The sequence below is a fragment of the Niveispirillum sp. FG156 genome (assembly GCF_057809555.1).
In genome coordinates, this window is sequence record NZ_JBMDKE010000010.1 from 66,878 (window position 1) to 86,361 (window position 19,484).

A 19,484-nucleotide genomic window follows, 5' to 3' on the forward strand; every position below is an offset into this window, starting at 1 on the left:
GGTTATATGACCAACTTTTAGTCCGATAAACCACCGCGCAGATTGACGCCCTGACGCACGAAATCGGTACGGGACCGGCGGACGACATGTTCGGGCACATCCACCCAGCCGCCAATCAGATCACCCGACAGGAAACGGACCCCCGCTTCCTCGCACTGATCCTCCATGGCCAGACTGTCCACCCCCTCCACCGCCGGCATCAGACGGTGGCGCATGGCCTGCGTAGCAAAGCGCACGACCTCGGGTGCCCACCGTTCAACCGATGCACCGGGCGGTAGGGTCAGGTTGACGACGCGAATGCCCGCCGCCTCTGCCACCGACACATCGGATGTGGGGCTGGCCACCTCCATCATCACGGTTCGGCCAAATGGCTTCAGAGCGGATACCAGTTCCGATAGCCGCCCCGTCGGCACCCCGTCCGGCACCGCCCACAAATGGAAGGTGGTGAAGGGCAACAGGTTGCGGGGAATGCTGCGCAGCACCGCCATCACCTCCTGTCGGCGGGCGGTGACGGCCAGGCTTTCGAAATGCAGGGGCAAGGACAGGAAGAAGCGGAACCGGTTCTCATAGAGTTCCAGCGCCGTCTCAATCGCTTCACGCGCCACATGCAGGTCGAGCGCCAGGATGCCGGCCATATCCTCCGGATCATCCAGGCAATCATAGCCCCACAGCGGTGTGCGGCCTGCCCGTTCGCGGCAGCAACGCGCCATGTAAAGGGACAGAACCTGCTTCTGCACATCCCAGACGGGGCGGTAACGCACCTGCGGCGGACCGGCCCGTGCCATCAGGGGCACCCGGAAACCTTCCGGTCGCACCGCGATGGGGCCAGCCAGGGCGGCATCGGCAATTGCCTCTTTGCGTACAGCGGACAACATGTCCTTCAGGCTGGTCGGCACCAGAAGCACATCCGACCCGATCTCCCGCATGGCGGTATGGACACGGATGTTTTCCGTGTCGGCATGGCCCAGAAGGACGCGCTGCAATTCCTCCATCACCTTGGCACAGATCAGGCGGGCCTGTTCGGCACCCAACTGTGCGAAGACGACGACATAGGCCTCTTCCCCGTGACGGAACCAGGCATCATGCGGCGTCAAATGCTGGTCCAGCAGTTTGGCCGTGAGTTGATGCACACGCGCCGCCACGGCGGGCCAGCGCGGGCCCAACTCTTCATGCAGGCCGCCCAGGCCCAGAAGGTGGATGCTGCCCGCCTGTGTGGGGTCGCGGCGGTCGAAGATGCGGCGCAGCTTGGCCGACAGTTCGGGATCATGGCCATCGGCCATGTCGGGCGGCGGCGGGGGCACGGCATCCGCCGCCGGTTCGGTCGCGGCCAGCGGCATGGAGGGGCGCGGACGTTGATATCGCGGGCGTGGCTGCACCACGGTTTCAGGCGTCTGCCCGCCGCCACCGAACAGGCCCTTGAAGATGGAAGCCATGAAATTGCGCATCGGCAGGCACCCCATCGCGACATGATATCCGCATCCTCCATGTTCGCCTGTTCTGCAAACAGGTCAAGCTGACCTTCTGATTGTCCGAAAGGAATACGAGTCCTGATTTGGATCAATGCGGCCAACCAACCATTCAGGCATGTAAGGGCCAGGAAGAACGCATTCCGTCGTATGGAAAAGGATGGAAACGCCATGATAGACGCCGACGCGGCACCGGGCCGCCCCCGGCCCAGCCTGACGGGTATCGCGCGCCCGTTCCAGGATGACGAGATCATCGTCACAAAGACAGACAAGGGCGGGCGCATCACCTATGCCAACCGCACCTTCCTGCGCGTGGCCGCCCTGTCGGAGGATCAGGCCCTGGGCAAGCCCCACAACCTGATCCGCCATCCGGACATGCCGCGTGTGGTGTTCAAGCTGCTGTGGGACACGCTGGGCGCGGGGAATGAAATCTTCGCCTATGTGCTGAACCGGGCCGTGAATGGCGACCATTACTGGGTCTTCGCCCATGTCACGCCATCACGCGACACCGGCGGCAACATCATAGGCTATCATTCCAGCCGCCGGACCGCCGACCAGCGCATCGTCAACGACATCATCAGCCCCCTCTACAAACAGCTTCTGGCCGAAGAGGCCAAGCATAGCCGCATCCGTGAAGGCATGGCGGCCAGTGAAGCAATGTTGATGGGCCTACTGCGGGACCGGGGTGTGAGCTATGAGCAACTCATCTTCTCTCTTTAAGGCCCGTCTGACGGGTATCGCGGTCCTGATCGGATCGGTCGTCGATCTGGCTGGCAATGCGCTGGGTTGGCACGCCATCGCCATGGGCGGCGGGGTCATCACCCTGCTGGCGGCCCTGGCCAGTTTCTATTATCTGGCCCGCGTGGACCAGGTGCTGGATGGGGCGGGCCAGGTTCTGGAACGGCTGGCGCGCGGTGATTATGAGGCGCGGGTCATCGGTATCAAGGAAGGCGGCCCGCTGGGTGAGTTGCTGCACCGGATCAACGATGTCACCGACCGGGCCGACGCCTTCGTGCGGGAGGCCACGGCCTCGCTTCAGGCCATCACCAACCAGAACTATCATCGCCGTGTGGTGGAAAAGGGCATGCTGGGCACCTTCCTGGTGGGCAGCCGCGCCATCAACGAAGCCAACAACGCCATGACGGACAAGGTCACAGGCTTCCGCCGCATTGCCGATGCGTTCGAGAATACGGTGAAGTCCGTGGCCGATGATCTGTCGGCATCGGCCCGCGAGATGCAGGGCGCCGCCAATACCATGACCCATGCGGCGGAAGGCACCAACCATGAGAGCATGGCAGTGGCCAGTGCCGCCGAACAGGCCAGCTCCAATGTGCAGACGGTCGCCGCCGCCGCCGAGGAGCTGAGCGCCGCCATCCGGTCGATCACCGAGCAGGTGGACCGGTCGCGTGACATCACCAACGCCGCCGTGGGCCGGGCACGGGCCGCCAATGACCGCGTCGCCACCCTGTCCGCCGCCGCGATCCGCATTGGCGAGGTGGTGGGCCTGATCCAGGAGATCGCGGCGCAGACCAACCTGCTGGCGCTCAACGCCACCATCGAGGCGGCGCGGGCGGGAGAGGCCGGCAAGGGCTTTGCCGTGGTCGCGTCGGAGGTCAAGAACCTGGCCGGACAGACAGCGCGCGCGACGGAGGATATCCAGACCCAGGTCGCCGATATCCAGGCCGCAACGCAATCCGCCGTGGACAGTATCAGTGAGATCACCCAAGTGATCGCCGATGTGAATGGCACGACGGTCAATATCGCCGGCGCCGTTGATGAACAGGGCGCTGCCACGGCGGAGATCGCCCGCAATGTCGAACAGGCGGCGGTGGGCACACGGTCGGTGTCGGAACGCATCGCACAGGTGACGCGCGCCGCGTCGGAAACGGGTGCCGCCTCCACCCAGGTGCTGGGTTCGGCAGAACGTCTGTCACACCGGTCGGAGCAGTTGGGACAGGCCATGGGCGACTTCCTGACGGCCCTGCGCAAGGTGATCTGAGGAAACTTTCATAGAGCTGTTTTCAAACAGCTCCGGCGGCGACTGCCGCCGCGCCGCCCATGCGGCGTAAGCCAAGCTGCGGATGCAGCGCCGGCATTGAGGCATACGAAAGCCTAGAGCGTATTTCCGATGACCGGAAACACGCCCTAGGCTGGAAAATCATGCGGTTTCCGGGCGAATGGGGTTTGATCTTTTTCAGATGCGACACCAGATGAAGGCGACCTGCATGAACGGGAGGTCTGCCATGTCGCTTCGTCTTACCCGCCGCACATTCCTGAACAGCACCGCTGCCCTGGCCGGTGCCGGGATTGTGGCTCCGCTTCTGTCGCTGCCCGCCTTTGCAGCACCCGTCACGGGACAGGCCGCACCCGCCTTCACGGGCACGAATGTGGATGGCAAACCCATCTCGCTGGCCGATTACAAGGGCAAGCTGGTGATCCTGGAATGGACCAACCATGGCTGTCCCTTCGTCCGCAAACATTATGATTCCGGCAACATGCAGACCATCCAGGCAGAGGCGACGAAGGCTGGCGCCGTCTGGCTGACCATCATCAGTTCCGCCCCCGGTGAGCAGGGCCATGTCAGCCCGGTTGACGCCAAGGCCCGTGCCGCGTCGGAGAAATGGGCGGCCAGCACCACCATCCTGGACCCCAGCGGGGCCATTGGCCGCGCCTATGCCGCCAAGACCACGCCGCATATGTTCATCATCGGTACCGACGGCACCCTGCTCTATGACGGTGCCATCGATGATAAGCCGACGGCGGACAAGGCCGACATCCCCGGCTCGCGGAATTATGTGCGTGCTGCCCTGGCAGAGATCGCGGCGGGCAAACCCGTCAGCACGGCATCGACCCGCGCCTATGGCTGTGCGGTGAAATACGCCAAGACCAGTGCCTGACACGACAAAGCCGCCAACATTTGTTAGGCGGCTTCCTAATCAGTCTACCATACAGGTAATTTCACTACATTCTGGGCAGAAAAAAAGGCCGTGGCATTGCCACGGCCTGAGTTTAGGGAGGAAACGCCCAAGAAGTGCGTTACGACAGAGGGCATAGGGCCGTGTCGCGAGACAGACTATGCGCGCCTGAAATCTATTGTGCAAGTGCAAAATCGTACGGGCGCCATGCGGTCAGGTTCTATCTTGATCAAGGCAAACAGCGACTTATCCGACACCCGACCAAAGTCTAATCCTGTTGCAGCGCAACACGAACCGCGCTTCATGTTGAAAAGGGCACGGTCGGCCTATTTTTTGGGCTGAATGAACGCAGAGCGGGCAAGCGAAATGGTTGCCGGACAGAACGACTTGTAATGGCGATACCGACGCACAAGGGCGCTATAGCCCAAAAATGGAAAAGGGCGCCGACTCATGGCCGACGCCCCCCAACATTGTTCGTGATTTGACGGATCAGTGCGCGGTCTCGCCACCTGTCTGGACGATGACCCCGTACCAACCAAGGCCGCGATAGGTCTCATATCCCGGCGTCAGGGCGAATCCGACCAGCCGCCCGAACCTGTCCACATAATGGCCCATGGGACGACCCTGCGTCTCCAGGGGGAAGGTTTCAGTCAGTTGTCCGCGCCCATCAGAGGAGGCGATGATGCGGCCAGCGGCATCAACCAGCAGGCAACGGGTGCTGGCTTCCTCGGCGCGGTCGAGACGTACGCCGGTGGTGACGGCGCGGGCCTGCGGTTCCCAGTCGAAGAAGATGCCCATGGCACCGATCACATCCCCATCCACGGCTCCATCGCGGCGCACGGCGGTGGAGTATGTGGCGACCGTTCGGCCATCCAGGGCGTCATTGCTGGTAACATCGACGACCACGAAATCGGAACCGTCACGGGTGTTCAGCGCCTGACGAAACCACGGCTCGTTGGCGACATTGGTGCCGATGGCCTGTGGGAAGCGGCGCGGGCGGCCCGTAGCGATGACGCGTCCGTTTCGGTCTGCCACCCAGAGATCGAGATAGACCGTATAGCTGTCCAGGATGACGCCCAGACGGGATGAGGCAAAGGCTGTCGCGTCTGCCGATGGCGTAGCCAGACAATCCACCACGGCCTTGTCGGTCGCCCACCAGCGCACATCGCAGGAGCGCTCATAGAGATTGCGATCAATGATCTCGATCATGTTCAGGGCCAGATCGGCCAGCCGCTGCCCCCGGAAGCGGACCATCAGGTCCTCACCCACCGTCGCCATGCGATCAACCAGCTGCCCAATTTCTGTGCGCAACTCGCTGGCGACGACGCTGACCTGCCGGGAAATGGAGTTCACTTCATTGGCCACCACCGCGAAGCCACGTCCGGCATCGCCCGCGCGCCCCGCCTCAATCAACGCGTTGAAGGCCAGCATCTTGGTTGTACGGTTGATGTCTTCAATGGCGGAAACCTTCTGGCTCGCCACGTCCAACACATTGCGGGTGAGGTCGATCAGGCTGTTATCCATGGGGTCTGCCTTTGTCATGCGCTAACAATCCATATGACAAAAAGCAATTTGCGTGCCCTTCCCTTAGGGAAACCTAAGCCTTTGAGATGTCAAAGAAGTTATCTTACGGTGATACGGTACGATTGTTTCTAATGCCTATATATTGGGCATTTCAGCAGAAAATGCCGTAGCCTATGGCGGTTACAATTGAAACAAATGGGTTTTTGTCCGGCAAAACGGCATTTTTGAATTTTGCCAGTCCGGAAACAAAACTGAAACCTGTTATGCCCCAAATGCATATCCCGATACGGATAAGGCATAAGACCTATCGGGGTCTGGTCAGGGCGGCCTCGTGGCGGCCCGGAGAAGGCAACGTGACGGGTCGGCCAGGAGACCAAGGGGCGATAAGGTCCCCCGACCGGCCCGTCACCCAGCATGTCCGGTTTTGGGGCAGCCGGACTGCTGGCGCCTTAGCCGTCGATGCTGGATGGGGCACGGCATCAACGGTATCAGGTTCGGAAGGACCCAGGGGACGGTAGGGAACCGTCCCCTGGGTTCTTTGTCCGGGACCGAAGACAGGGGCGATGCTCCGGCCTCGAACGAGTCCAGTAATCCTGAAACAGCGAGTTTATGTCAAGCGATTTTGTAATGAGCGAGTTTGAAATTTTGCTGCTTGCTCCTGTGGACTGGAAATGCGATTTTCCGGGCAGGAAGTCTGGAGTATCCGCTTATGGCCGCAGCAGCGACCCCACGCGCCAAACCGCGTGGTGAGGAAAGTGAAAAGACGAAACTGACCCGGCAGATGCGCCGGGACGCCGGTCGCTGGCTCAGCGCGCAGCGCGAGAAGGCTGGTGTGACCCAGGCGCAGGTTGCCGATCATGTCGGCTATCGTTACTACACCTTCGTCAGTCAGGTCGAAGGCGGCCATGGCCGCGTTCCTTCCGAACATTTCGAACTGTGGGCCCAGGCGATCAGCGTGGACCCGCAGGCGTTTGCAAAGAAGCTGCTGGGTTTCTATGAACCGGAAATCCACCGCCTGCTGTTTCCGATTGCAGAGTAAACAGAATCAAAGGGCTTGAGGCGGGTGCCAGGGCTTGGGGCCAATGGCACCGTTAATCAAGGGGGGCACATTTGGGCGACGTGCTGCGGTTCATGCGGGCCGTGACGCAAACCGGCTACTGGACCAACCAGGAGAAGGCGGAGCTTTTCCGCCTGGCAGAGGATTTGTCTGCCCATGGTTCGGGGATCGAAACGGCAACCGGCATCAGCGACACTGGCGACCCCTGGTTCATTGTCTATGAGGCGGAAACCGGCGACGTGTTGGTGCATGTCGCGCGCATCGCCGGCAAGTTCGTCGTCCATGACATGTCGGGCGATCTGCTGCTGGAGGGCGACGATCTGCGTCGTCTGGTCAACCGCACGTCCGGCGTGGAAGCGGCAGAGGCAGCGAACGGCAATTACAATAATGTGGTCGTTCTGGCGGCCCTGGCCCTGGTCGTCGATTTCTTCCTGAACACGGAAAAGGCGCAGGCCGCATCGCAGGAAGAGCCGGAAATGCCGCTGGCTTTGGCAGCGGCGGCTATTGCGGTGCATACCCATATCGACCTGCCCCCGCCCGAGCCGGCAACCACAGACAAGGCGGCAGCCGACAGGTCGCATGGACAAGGACAATGGTCCGCCCTGCCCGTGGTTGGCGAAAGCATGATCCTGACGACCGCAGACCGGGCGGGACGCAGCGCCACGGACAGCCTGTCCAGCCAACCCTCCGCCACCAGGACAGAGGGAGTGGCGCATCTGGCCGCCCTGCCCTTCCCGTCGCCGGATACCGCACCGGTATCGCTGACCGGGACGGATGGGGACGATGTGCTGACCGGCGGGGCGGGCAACGACACGCTGGTGGGCGGGGCCGGCAATGACCTGCTGATCGGCGGTGACGGAAATGATCTACTGATCGGCGGCACCGGCAACGACACGCTGGTCGGCGGCAATGGCCATGATACGCTGAAAGGTGGCGACGGTAACGATACGCTGGTGGTTGACAGCCAGGACGTCGCCGAAGGCGGCGCGGGCGCCGACCGCTTCATCATCACCGACAATCTGGTCGGCCACTGGGTCGCGCTGAAACAGGCCGGTGAGGCCGTGCCGTTCATCAACAGCATTCAGGATTTCAAGCTGGTCGAAGGCGACAGCCTGAATTTCGCGGCGGGGCGCTGGCAGGTATCGGTTCAGGTCCTGGCGCCGGGCGGCGGACAGAAGCCGGACCCGGCGCCGGGTCCCGAGAGCAAGGGCGGTGACGACAAGGGCGTCATCGACAATGGTCAGGATGGCGATGGCGGCAACCGTCTGGTTGATACCGGCCCCGCACATCCGACAGTCCCGACGGAGAATGACAAAGGCACTGAAGGTGCCGGCGGTGGTGGCGACTTCGGAATCACATCCGGCGGCGATGGCCATACCAGCTTCGTCCCTCCCGGCAACAGCCTGCTGCCCAGCGGCAATGGCGGGGATGGCGGTTTCACCGAGATTGAGCTGGATACGGACGGCGACGGCGTGATCGACATGATCCTGCGGGTGCGGGCCGCCATGTCGGATGACCGCGCGGATAATACCGGCGATCTCACCTCCGCCGACCATATGACCATCACCGGTATCGAACCGGGTGTCGATAGCGGCTATTGGGGTTGAACGCCCGCGTCGGCAGTCAATAATACCAACCGGTTGCGGCGGGCCGGGTTCGTCCCATTCTGACCAATGGGTCGTATATGCCCGGCCCGCCGCCCGGCCGTCATCCGTGGATCAGACGTCGTGACGGCCGGACCCTTCCCATGATGCGACCAACCATCAGGTCAGGCCGCATCATCGGATCAGATCCAGCCGGCGTTGAAGCCGTCCAGCAGGGCGCCGGTCAGCGTCGACGGATCAACCATCAGACGGCCGCCTTCGATACCGTCCACCGACACCGGCTCCGTGGCGCCCAACGACAGTTCGAAAATCGACCCGTCCAGCAGCGTCAGGCTGACGACACCGTCCAGAACGCTGAAAGACTGGAAGCCGAAGCCGGCCAACTGCACGAACTCTTCCGGCAGCAGCGCGTTCCAGTCCAGGGCACCGAAGTTGAACTCGCCCAGGGTGATGGAGCTGACGGCGCTGAAGTCGAAATCGACCGGCAGGATATTGAAAACGCCATCGCCCGGCATCGGGAACGGCAGAATGGTGAAGACGCCGTCATCCGTGGGCAGCGGATAGGGCAGGATCGTCATCTGACCATCTTCAACCGGCATGATGGTGACCACACCATCATCACCCGGCATGGGGAACGGCAGAATCTTTATCTCACCGCCGATGACCGGCAGGGAGGTGATGGTCACTTCACCGGCGGGCGGCAGACCCGCATTATCAGCAACAAACATCTCTTTTTCTCCTGAGGAATGCGAAGCACCACATCGGCGGGAAGGGTCCCGTCCGTGGCCGTCGCGATGTACAGTAATCTTGAAACTTGAATTTACAGTCAAGCGATTTTGAAACTATGCTATTTGAAATTCAATCTTGCGCATACAACAGGCTTGTGCCAGCGTTGACGGCAGTGGAGCGTGGAGGCGGTGATGATCACGGAACCCGAACAGCGGACGAAAACCCGCCCGGCGGACAATCCGAAAGCCAAGCAGACCAAGGAGATGCGCAAGCAGGCCGGCAAATGGCTGTCGGCACGGCGCGAGGCGGCGGGCATCACCCAGGCGCAGTTGGCCGAACAGGTTGGCTATCGCTACTACACCTTCGTCAGCCAGGTGGAGGGCGGCCATGGCCGCGTTCCGTCCGAGCATTTTCAGCAATGGGCCGACTGTATCGGCGTTCCGCGGCAGGATTTCGCCAAGATGCTGCTGCGTTTTTATGAACCCGATATTTTCCGCCTGCTGTTTCCAAGCGATGTGACGGGCCGGGCCTAACAACGGTCGGTCAAAAGGGGGAGGAACCCTTGGGGGATGTGCTGAGTTTCATCCGGGCCGTGGCACGCACCGGACAATGGACGAACCAGGAAAAGGCCGAACTGTTCCGCCTGTCCGATGCATTGTCGGCGGATAATGTGGAGATCGAAACCGCGTCCGGCATCAGCGACGCCGGTGATCCCTGGTTCGTGATCTATCACGCGGGGACAGGCGACATTCTGGTGCATGTCGCCCGGATCGCAGGCAAGTTCATCGTGCACGAAATGTCACGCGACCTTCTGGTCGAAGGCGATGATCTGCGCCGCCTGCTGACCCGCGCCACGGGTCGCGGCGAGGATTCCTATGGTCAGGCGCAGAATGTCGTGGTGCTGGCCGCCCTGGCGATGGTCGTGGACTTCTATCTGTCCACTGAACCGGCCAGCGCGGCGGAAATGGCGGACGACCCTAATGTCATCGCCCCTGCCCTGCCCGCCCTGGCATTGCTGGCCGACACTGGCAACGATACACCGCCCGTCAGCATCATATCCCATGAAGGGGATAAGGATCGCTCACACGTTGTCCCCCTGCCACTGCTGATCAATAGCCGCACTCCAGAATCGGTTGCAAAGGAAGAGACCGCTTCTGCCATCGTGCAACCGGCGCCGCTGCCCATCCATCAGCCGGTTCAGATCATGCCAGCCGAACCGGTGCGGATCATCCAGACGGCTGACCTGACCCTCATCGGCGGTGCCGGCAATGATGTGCTGCACGGTGGTGCCGGCCATGACCTGTTGATTGGCGGCGATGGTGATGATCTGCTGATTGGCGGGGCTGGGAATGACACGCTGATCGGTGGGGCGGGCCGGGACACGCTGGTTGGTGGCGATGGTGACGACACCCTGATATTGGACCGCGATGATATTGCCGTCGGCGGCGCCGGTGCCGACAATTTCGTCATCACCGACGATGTCGTCAGCTCCTGGCTCAGCCTGTCAAATAACGGACAGCGCATCAATCTGGCCAACCAGATCCTGGATTTCCGGGCCGTGGAGGGCGACCGTCTGTCCTTCCAGACCGTGGACTGGATCGTGACAGTCATCAGCGGGGGCGAAAACATCGCCCTCCCGGAAGATGATGGCCGGATCAGCGGCACCAATGTGGAGATCGATCTGGACGGCGACGGCCAGATCGACAGCGTGCTGAACGTCCTGCCCGGCAGCAGCGTCAATGTTTCGACAGCCAGCAGCAGTGCCTTCGGCCTGTTCAATCTGCCGCATTCCAGCCTGATGGCCATCACGGCACAGCCAACTGCGCCCGTTGGCGCCACCGATACCGGCTTCTGGGGTTAATCAGCCCCACCCCGTTAGCCGGGAAAGCAAAGGCCCCGTCGCCCGGCGGGGCCTTTGTGCATTTCGAACCCCTTGAACACAAAACGGCGGGGGATCGCTCCCCCGCCGTTGCATGGATCAGCCGTGGGGCGGATCAGTAATGGATGGCGCGGCCATAGGCGGCCAGCACCGACTCGTGCATCATTTCCGACAGGGTCGGGTGCGGGAAGACGGTGTGCATGAATTCTGCTTCCGTCAGCTCCGCCGTCTTGCCGATGGTATAGCCCTGGATAAGTTCGGTCACTTCCGCACCGATCATGTGGGCGCCCAGCAACTCGCCGGTCTTGGCATCGAACACGGTCTTGACCAGACCTTCCGGCTCACCCAGCGCGATGGCCTTGCCATTGCCGATGAACGGGAAGCGGCCAACCTTGACCTCATGCCCGGCGGCCTTGGCCTTGGCTTCCGTCAGGCCGACGCTGGCGACCTGCGGGAAGGAATAGGTGCAGCCGGGGATGTTGGACTTGTCCATGGTATGGACATGCGGCAGGCCGGCAATCTTCTCAACGCAGATGATGCCTTCATGGCTGGCCTTGTGCGCCAGCCAGGGGGCACCGGCCACGTCGCCGATGGCATAGACGCCCGGCTCATCCGTGCGGCCATAGCCGTCATTGACGATATGGCCCCGGTCCAGCTTGACCTTGGTGTTTTCCAGGCCCAGCCCCTCGGTATTGGCGACGATGCCAACGGCAGAGATGATGCGGTCAACGGTGACCGTCTCCACCTTGCCGGCGACATCGATATGGGCCGTCACGCTGTCGGCATGGCGGTCCAGCTTGACCACCTTGGCGCCGGTCTTGATCTTGATGCCCTGCTTGGTGAAGGCCTTGGCGGCGAAGGCGCTGATTTCCTCGTCTTCCACCGGCAGGATGCGGTCCAGCACCTCCACCAGGGTCACGTCAACGCCCATGGCCTTATAGAAGCAGGCAAATTCCACACCGATGGCGCCGGTACCGATGACCAGCATGCTCTTCGGCGTGGCCGTCGGCACCATGGCTTCCTTGTAGGTCCAGACCAGCTTGCCATCGGGTTCCAGACCCGGCAGCACACGGGCGCGGGCACCGGTGGCGATGATGATGTGCTTAGCCGTGACGTCCGTCACCTTGCCATCCTTAGCGGTGACAGCGACCTTGGCCGCACCCAGCAGCTTGGCGGAACCGTCCAGGACGGTGACCTTGTTCTTCTTCAGCAGGCCCTTCACGCCGGCAGAAAGCTGGTTGGCGACCCCGCGCGAGCGCTTGACGATGGCTTCCACATCCAGCGTCACCTTACCCTCGACCTTGATGCCGTAGGACTGGGCATGCTCGATATAGTGCGCGATTTCGGCGGAGCGCAGCAGCGCCTTGGTCGGGATGCAGCCCCAGTTGAGGCAGATGCCGCCCAGATGCTCACGCTCCACCACGGCGGTCTTCATGCCCAACTGGGCCGCGCGGATGGCAGCGACATAGCCGCCGGGGCCGGCGCCGATGACGATGAGGTCGAAATTCTCGGCCATGATTTTGGTCCTTCATGTCAGGGGCGCTGAGGTCGGCAACAGGAGGCCTAAAGCCTCAACCATTACCCACCCCTCCTCCGTCATCCCGGCGAAAGCCGGGACCCAGGGGCCACAAGCCCAACGTTTCAGCAACTTTGATCGAAATATCCCTATCGTGGTGCCGCCGGCCCCTGGGTCCCGGCTTTCGCCGGGATGACGGTAGGGTACATTGTGAAAACGGGGTGAAAGCCATCAGCCCCCACCCCATTCTCATCACAGCATCAGAGTGATCGGGTCTTCGATCAGGCCCTTCAGCAGCTTCAGGAACTCCGCACCGACCGCACCGTCCACCGAACGGTGGTCGACGGTCAGGGTCAGGGACATGACGGTGGCGATGGCCAGCGCGTCGCCCTTGACCACGGGGCGCTTCTCACCCGCACCGACCGACAGGATACAGCTCTGCGGCGGGTTGATGATGGAGGTGAAGCTCTTGATGCCGAACATGCCCAGGTTGGACACGCTGAACGTGCCACCCTGGAATTCTTCCGGCTTCAGCTTGCCTTCCTTGGCCTTCTTCGCCAGTTCCTTGACATCCGCCGAGATGGCGGCAAGGCCCTTGCGGTCGGCATTCTTCACGATGGGGGTGATCAGACCGCCATCGGTGGAGACGGCGACGGAGACGTCGACATTCTCATACTGAAGAATGCCATCCTCGTGCCAGGACACGTTGGCCGCCGGGTACTTGGCCAGCGCCACGGCCACCGCCTTGACCACGAAATCATTGACGGAGATCTTCTCTCCCGACTTCGCGTTCAGTTCGGCGCGCAGCTTCAGCAGGTTGTCGATCTCGCAATCAACAGCCAGACCAAAGTGCGGGATGGTCTGCCAGGCTTCGGTCAGACGCTTGGCGATGGTCTTGCGCATGCCGCTGTTGGGCAGGACCTTGTACTTCATGCCCAGCTTGTCGGCGAGCGCCTTGGCGTCCACACCCTTCGGCGCGGCAGCCGCAGCCACCGGCGCCGGGGCGGCGACGGGAGCAGCGGCAACCGGGGCAGCAGCCGGTGCGGCGGCGGCCTTCGGCGCACCACCCTTCAAGGCGGCTTCCACATCGGCCTTCACCACGCGACCATGCGGACCGGTGCCGGCAACGCCGGACAGGTCCAGACCGCTTTGCGCCGCCATGCGGCGGGCCAGCGGGCTGGCGAACACGCGGTCACCATGGGCGGCGGCAGCAGGGGCCGCCACCGCAGCCGGGGCCGCAGCGGCCGCCGGAGCGGCAGAAGCAGCCGGGGCAGCGGCTGGTGCCGGGGCAGCAGCAGCAGCCTTGGGCGCGGCGGACAGGGCGGATGCATCCTCCCCATCCTCCAGGATGATGGCGATGCGGGTATTCACCGCCACGCCCTCGGTCCCTTCGGCCACCAGGATCTTGCCCAGCGTGCCCTCGTCCACGGCCTCCACTTCCATGGTGGCCTTGTCGGTTTCGATCTCGGCCAGCACGTCGCCGGACTTGACCTTGTCGCCTTCCTTTTTCACCCACTTCGCCAGCTTGCCTTCCGTCATGGTCGGCGACAGCGCGGGCATCAGGATATCAACGGGCATCTTGAGAGCCTCCCTTTGCCTTATTTACGGTAGGTGACGGATTTGACGGCGGCCACGACATCGTCAGGCTGCGGCAGGGCCAGCTTTTCAAGGTTGGCCGCGTAGGGCAGCGGCACATCCTTGGCGCAGACGCGGACCACCGGCGCATCCAGATAATCGAAGGCGTGTTCCATCATGACCGCGGCCATTTCGGAACCGATACCGGCGAAGGGCCAGCTTTCCTCGACCGAAACCAGACGGTTGGTCTTCTTCACGCTCTCGACGATGGTGTCGATATCCAGCGGACGGATGGAGCGCAGATTGATGACCTCGGCACTGATCCCCTCGGCGGCCAGCTTTTCGGCGGCGGCCAGGGCATGGCCGACACAGATGGAGTAGGCGACGATGGTCACGTCGGTACCGGCGCGTTCGATCTTCGCCTTGCCGATGGGCAGGATGAAGTCGGGATCGGTCGGAACCTCGAAGCTGTGACCATAGAGAATCTCATTCTCCAGGAACACGACCGGGTTCGGATCGCGGATGGCAGCGCGCATCAGGCCCTTGGCGTCGGCGGCGCTGTAAGGCGCCAGAACCTTCAGGCCCGGTACGTGGGCGTACCAGGAGGCGTAGCACTGGCTGTGCTGCGCGCCCACGCGGGCGGCGGCACCGTTGGGGCCACGGAACACGATGGGGCAGCCCATCTGACCGCCCGACATGTACAGCGTCTTGGCAGCCGAATTGATGATGTGGTCGATGGCCTGCATCGAGAAGTTCATGGTCATGAACTCCACAATCGGACGCAAGCCCCCGAATGCAGCACCCACGGCCAGACCGGCAAAACCATGTTCGGTGATCGGCGTGTCGATGACGCGCTTTTCACCGAATTCCTGCAAAAGGCCCTGGGAGATCTTATAGGCGCCCTGGTATTCGGCGACCTCTTCACCCATCAGCAACACGGTCTCGTCGCGGCGCATTTCGGCGGCCATGCCCTCACGCAGGGCCTCGCGCACCGTCATGGTCTGCGTCGACTTGTACCAGTGATCCTCATCCGACGCGGCGGGGACCGCCTTCGGGGCCGGAGCAGCCGCAACCGGGGCGGCGGCCACGGGGGCCGGGGCCGGTGCAGCGGCAGCGGGCGCCGGTGCAGCGGCAGCGGGCGCCGGTGCAGCAGCCGGGGCTGCGGCTTCGTCCTCGCCCCGGATGCTGGCGATGGGGGTGTTCACGGCGACATTCTCGGTACCCTCAGGCACCAGGATCTCGGTCAGCGTACCCTCATCGACGGCTTCCACTTCCATGGTGGCCTTGTCGGTCTCAATCTCGGCCAGCACGTCACCGCTCTTCACGGTGTCGCCTACCTTCTTCAGCCACTTGGCCAGCTTGCCTTCCGTCATGGTCGGCGACAGGGCCGGCATCAGAACCTGTACCATCTCTCAAATCCTCCGCTGCGGCCTGATCAGGCTTCGACCAGAACGTCCGTCCACAGTTCGGACGGATCGGGCTCGGGGCTGGTGGTGGCGAATTCGGCCGCGTCGGTGACGATATCCTTCACCTCGCGGTCGATCACCTTCAAGGCTTCCTCGTCGGTGACGCCCTGGTCCAGCAGCAGCTTCTTCAGATTGTCGATCGGATCGCTTTCCGACCGCATCTTGTTGACCTCTTCCTTGGTCCGGTACTTGGCCGGATCGGACATGGAATGGCCACGATAGCGGTAGGTCTTCATTTCCAGGATGACGGGGCCATTGCCGGCGCGGATATGGGCGATGGCCTTGTCAGCCGCCGCCTTCACCTCCAGCACGTCCATGCCGTTCACCTGATAGCCCGGAATGCCATAGGCACTGCCGCGCTCGAACAGCTCCCCGGCGGAGGCGCGGGCCTGGGCGGTGCCCATGGCGTACTTGTTGTTCTCGATGACGAACAGGGTCGGCAGCTTCCACAGCGCCGCCATGTTGAACGTCTCGTACACCTGGCCCTGGTTGATGGCGCCGTCGCCCATGTAGCAGGCGTTCAGGCCGCCATCGCCCAGATACTTGTGCGCAAAGCCCAGGCCGGCGCCGATCGGCACCTGCGCCGCAACGATGCCATGGCCGCCGTAGAAACGCTTCTCACGGCTGAACATGTGCATCGAGCCGCCCTTGCCCTTGGAATAACCACCGGCGCGGCCCGTCAGTTCGGCCATGACGCCCCGGCTTTCCATGCCGCAGGCCAGCATATGGCCGTGATCGCGGTAGGAGGTGATGACGCTGTCGCCCTCACGCATGGCGGCCTGGATACCGACGACAACGGCTTCCTGACCGATATAGAGGTGGCAGAAACCACCGATCAGGCCCATGCCGTACAGTTGCCCCGCCTTTTCTTCAAAACGGCGGATCAACAGCATTTCGCGGTAATAGCGGATAAGCTCGTCCTTGCTCGGCAAGGCCGGGGCCGCTTGGGCCGCTGTACGGGTGCTGCGGCGCTTGGTAACTGCCACGGGCTCCTCCCAGGGATGGGGGTTGCGGAATAGCGTGATCGCTGTGCGATGCGATAAGAGGTATCGCCACTATCCGCGGAGCGCAAGGAGTGTGCAGTGCAAAAGATTGTTTTACTTGAGAAAATCAGCGTTAACCTGATTTAGGCTAATTGCCTTGTTTTCAGCAACTTACCGACCTTGGTCGGGGTTGCCCTGCGTGGACTGCGTGGCAGAGCGTCGTGGAAGGAGGATTACCATATCGTCAGGGTGCGACTGGTTCAGGACGGCGCGCGCCCGCTCCTCCAGAAGGTCGGGGTCCAGATTGTCGGGGCGCAACAGGCTGGCCCGGCGCTCCATCTCCTCCCGCTCCCCACGCACCTGATCCAAGGTGGATTGTGCGCGCGCAACCTCGCTTTGCAGGTGCGTCAGGGCCACAAGGCCGCGATCACCATGCACCGTGTGATAGGCGAAATAGGCCACCACGGACACGCCGATCATCGGCCCGACAACCTGTCGGACAGTGCGGCCAAGGGCGGAGCGGAGGGTGCGGATCGTCGTCATGCGGGGATGGAATCACAGCCCGAGTCGCGCGGTCAATGACAAAGGTGGAAACGCGACGAAAAATCACGCTGAATCAGATGGGTATAGCCGAAAGGGTTAGGAACAGAAGATACACCAAACGAAAAAGGGCGGCCCCGTGGGACCGCCCTTTCGCAACTCTGCAACCGACTATCGATCAGCCGCGCTTCAGCGCCGAACGGCCCGGATAGACGGACGCGACGCCCAGGCCTTCCTCGATGCGGATCAACTGGTTGTACTTGGCAATCCGGTCCGAACGGGAGAGCGACCCGGTCTTGATCTGGCCGCAGTTGGTGGCGACGGCCAGGTCGGCGATGGTGCTGTCCTCGGTCTCGCCCGAACGGTGCGACAGGACGGCGGTGTAGCCGGCATTCTGCGCAATGCGGACGGCTTCCAGCGTCTCCGTCAGGGTGCCGATCTGGTTGACCTTCACCAGGATGGAGTTGCCCACGCCCTTCTTGATGCCGTCGGACAGGCGAACCGGGTTGGTGACGAACAGGTCGTCGCCCACCAGCTGCACCTTGCCGCCGATGGCGTCGGTCAGCAGCTTCCAGCCTTCCCAATCATCCTCGGCCATGCCGTCTTCGATGGAGACAATCGGGTACTTCGACACCAGATCGGCCCAGTAGGCGACCATTTCCGCCGGGGTCAGGCTCTTGCCCTCGCCTTCCAGCTCATACTTGCCGTTCTTGAAGAACTCGGTCGAGGCGGCGTCCAGTGCCAGCAGCACATTCTCACCGGCCTTGTACCCGGCATCGGCGATGGCGGCGACGATGAAGTCCAGCGCCTCCGTGGTCGAGGACAGGTTGGGGGCAAAGCCGCCCTCGTCGCCCACGGCGGTGTTGTGACCGGCGGCCTTCAGCTTCTTCTTCAGGGCGTGAAAAATCTCCGCACCCACGCGGATGGCCTCGGCGCAGGTTTCCGCACCGACCGGCATCACCATGAATTCCTGGATGTCGATGGGATTGTCGGCATGGGCACCGCCATTGATGATGTTCATCATCGGCACCGGCAGGATGCGGGCATTGGCGCCACCGACATAGCGATAGAGCGGCAGGTCCAGCTCATCGGCAGAGGCCTTGGCCACAGCCATCGACACGCCCAGGATGGCATTGGCGCCCAGGCGGCCCTTGTTCGGCGTGCCGTCCAGATCGATCATGGCGGCGTCGATGGCGACCTGATCGGTGCTTTCCAGACCGACCAGCGTGTCGGCGATCTCGCCATTCACGGCCTCAACGGCCTTCAGCACGCCCTTGCCCAGGTAGCGGGCCTTGTCGCCATCGCGCAGTTCGACGGCTTCATGCGCGCCGGTGGAGGCGCCCGACGGAACGGCGGCCCGGCCAAAGGCACCGGATTCCAGACGGACCTCAACCTCGACGGTCGGGTTGCCGCGGCTGTCGAGGATTTCGCGCGCGTGAATGTCGATGATGGCGGACATGGGGCCTCTCTCTTCCGTGGGCGTGGATGCCGTGAACCCGAAAAGGGTAAATACGGGATGAAGGGGATAACGCCAGATGCCGCCCCTCGACAAGGGACGGTTTCGCTACCCCGCCGTGCCCGCCGGCTCCGCCGGTCGCGTCCCACCGATAGGGATGGTCATGGGAAGCCGCCGCTTTGCTCCCTGCACGCCTGCATAGAAGGCGGAAAGCAAGGCGAAATCAGCCTCCAGGCTCTCCGTCGTCTCCAACGGTTCGCCGATACGGATCGTGTGGGTCGCATAATCCAGCGCGACAGGTATGATCGGAACGCCGGCCTGTCGCGCAATTTGCCAGAAGCCCGTCTTCCATCCGGCCCCTGGTTTGGGGTTGCGTGTCCCCTCCGGCGCGACGCCGACCACCATCTTCTCCGCCGCATCAATGGCGGCCACGCAATCACCCACCACCCCATGCGCCGACCGGCGATCCACCGGCAGCACATCGCACCAGCGCATGATGGGACCCAGCGGCCCCCGGAACAAGGTGTGCTTGCCCAGGATATGGATGCGCAGGTCGGTGGCCAGGATGGTGGCCATGGCGACAAAGAAATCATGGTTGGAGGTATGCGGCGCCCCGATCACCACGAACTTTTCCAAATTCGGAAAGGCACCCGCGATGCGCCAGCCCAGCAGGCGCAGGCCAACACGGCCAATGAACCGAGAAATCGGGCCGCCCCGCCGGTCATTGCGGGGGCCCAGGGACGGAACGGACATGGATTGCGTCTTCCTCACACC

General features: G+C 62.8%; 17 protein-coding genes. 7 read left to right on the forward strand and 10 right to left on the reverse strand.

Annotated elements, in window-relative coordinates; translation table 11 throughout:
* Positions 1–17: 17 nt before the first annotated feature.
* The gene (locus ACODSP_RS08240) at positions 18–1,445 is read right to left on the reverse strand and encodes a hypothetical protein (RefSeq protein ID WP_488965132.1); all 1,428 of its coding nucleotides are present in this window, start codon (positions 1,443–1,445) and stop codon (positions 18–20) included.
* A 192-nt stretch (positions 1,446–1,637) separates the two neighbouring features.
* On the opposite strand from ACODSP_RS08240, the gene ACODSP_RS08245 reads away from it, so the two are divergent.
* From ACODSP_RS08245 to ACODSP_RS08255, 3 genes are all read left to right on the forward strand, one after another.
* Positions 1,638–2,186, forward strand: a complete 549-nt coding sequence (locus ACODSP_RS08245) for a PAS domain-containing protein (protein ID WP_488965133.1) — start codon at positions 1,638–1,640, stop codon at positions 2,184–2,186.
* The gene (locus ACODSP_RS08250) at positions 2,161–3,465 is read left to right on the forward strand and encodes a methyl-accepting chemotaxis protein (RefSeq protein WP_488965134.1); all 1,305 of its coding nucleotides are present in this window, start codon (positions 2,161–2,163) and stop codon (positions 3,463–3,465) included. The genes ACODSP_RS08245 and ACODSP_RS08250 overlap by 26 nt, the downstream gene beginning before the upstream one ends.
* 244 nt (positions 3,466–3,709) lie before the next feature.
* Entirely contained in the window at positions 3,710–4,363 is a 654-nt protein-coding gene (locus tag ACODSP_RS08255; RefSeq protein ID WP_488965135.1) for a thioredoxin family protein, read from the forward strand.
* Positions 4,364–4,870: 507 nt separating this feature from the next.
* On the opposite strand, the gene ACODSP_RS08260 is transcribed toward ACODSP_RS08255, so the two are convergent.
* Positions 4,871–5,923: a cache domain-containing protein gene (locus ACODSP_RS08260; protein WP_488965136.1), complete on the reverse strand. Its 1,053-nt coding sequence runs from the start codon at positions 5,921–5,923 to the stop codon at positions 4,871–4,873.
* A 691-nt stretch (positions 5,924–6,614) separates the two neighbouring features.
* On the opposite strand from ACODSP_RS08260, the gene ACODSP_RS08265 reads away from it, so the two are divergent.
* Positions 6,615–6,944, forward strand: a complete 330-nt coding sequence (locus ACODSP_RS08265) for a helix-turn-helix domain-containing protein (RefSeq protein ID WP_444733125.1) — start codon at positions 6,615–6,617, stop codon at positions 6,942–6,944.
* An 80-nt stretch (positions 6,945–7,024) separates the two neighbouring features.
* Positions 7,025–8,569, forward strand: coding sequence for a calcium-binding protein (locus ACODSP_RS08270; RefSeq protein ID WP_488965210.1), 1,545 nt, complete (start codon positions 7,025–7,027; stop codon positions 8,567–8,569).
* A 179-nt stretch (positions 8,570–8,748) separates the two neighbouring features.
* On the opposite strand, the gene ACODSP_RS08275 is transcribed toward ACODSP_RS08270, so the two are convergent.
* Complete coding sequence (locus ACODSP_RS08275) at positions 8,749–9,294, reverse strand: hypothetical protein (RefSeq protein WP_488965137.1); 546 nt, start codon at positions 9,292–9,294, stop codon at positions 8,749–8,751.
* 192 nt (positions 9,295–9,486) lie between these two features.
* Here ACODSP_RS08275 and ACODSP_RS08280 point away from each other — a divergent pair, with 192 nt between their 5' ends.
* Together ACODSP_RS08280 and ACODSP_RS08285 are read left to right on the forward strand one after the other, a co-directional pair.
* Positions 9,487–9,828 carry a helix-turn-helix domain-containing protein gene (locus tag ACODSP_RS08280; RefSeq protein ID WP_488965138.1) on the forward strand — a complete coding sequence of 114 codons (342 nt, stop codon included), beginning with the start codon at positions 9,487–9,489 and terminating at the stop codon, positions 9,826–9,828.
* A 38-nt stretch (positions 9,829–9,866) separates the two neighbouring features.
* Positions 9,867–11,156 (forward strand): calcium-binding protein, encoded by a 1,290-nt coding sequence (locus tag ACODSP_RS08285; RefSeq protein ID WP_488965211.1) that lies wholly within the window; start codon positions 9,867–9,869, stop codon positions 11,154–11,156.
* A gap of 133 nt (positions 11,157–11,289) precedes the next feature.
* Here the strand turns inward: ACODSP_RS08285 and lpdA are convergent, their stop codons facing one another.
* The 7 genes from lpdA to ACODSP_RS08320 all read right to left on the reverse strand — a co-directional run bounded on the left by lpdA (position 11,290) and on the right by ACODSP_RS08320 (position 19,463).
* A complete protein-coding gene (gene lpdA, locus ACODSP_RS08290; RefSeq protein ID WP_488965139.1) occupies positions 11,290–12,690 on the reverse strand; it encodes a dihydrolipoyl dehydrogenase in 1,401 nt (466 codons plus the stop codon).
* 252 nt (positions 12,691–12,942) lie between these two features.
* Positions 12,943–14,268 (reverse strand): pyruvate dehydrogenase complex dihydrolipoamide acetyltransferase, encoded by a 1,326-nt coding sequence (locus tag ACODSP_RS08295; protein ID WP_488965140.1) that lies wholly within the window; start codon positions 14,266–14,268, stop codon positions 12,943–12,945.
* Positions 14,269–14,288: 20 nt separating this feature from the next.
* Complete coding sequence (locus ACODSP_RS08300) at positions 14,289–15,674, reverse strand: pyruvate dehydrogenase complex E1 component subunit beta (RefSeq protein ID WP_488965141.1); 1,386 nt, start codon at positions 15,672–15,674, stop codon at positions 14,289–14,291.
* Between the two features lie 26 nt (positions 15,675–15,700).
* Positions 15,701–16,717: a pyruvate dehydrogenase (acetyl-transferring) E1 component subunit alpha gene (gene pdhA / locus ACODSP_RS08305; protein ID WP_488965142.1), complete on the reverse strand. Its 1,017-nt coding sequence runs from the start codon at positions 16,715–16,717 to the stop codon at positions 15,701–15,703.
* A 168-nt stretch (positions 16,718–16,885) separates the two neighbouring features.
* On the reverse strand, positions 16,886–17,257 hold the full coding sequence (locus ACODSP_RS08310; RefSeq protein ID WP_444734813.1) for an FtsB family cell division protein: 372 nt from the start codon (positions 17,255–17,257) through the stop codon (positions 16,886–16,888).
* Between the two features lie 175 nt (positions 17,258–17,432).
* Positions 17,433–18,713: a phosphopyruvate hydratase gene (gene eno / locus ACODSP_RS08315; RefSeq protein ID WP_488965143.1), complete on the reverse strand. Its 1,281-nt coding sequence runs from the start codon at positions 18,711–18,713 to the stop codon at positions 17,433–17,435.
* Between the two features lie 105 nt (positions 18,714–18,818).
* Entirely contained in the window at positions 18,819–19,463 is a 645-nt protein-coding gene (locus ACODSP_RS08320; RefSeq protein WP_488965144.1) for a lysophospholipid acyltransferase family protein, read from the reverse strand.
* Positions 19,464–19,484: the final 21 nt, after the last annotated feature.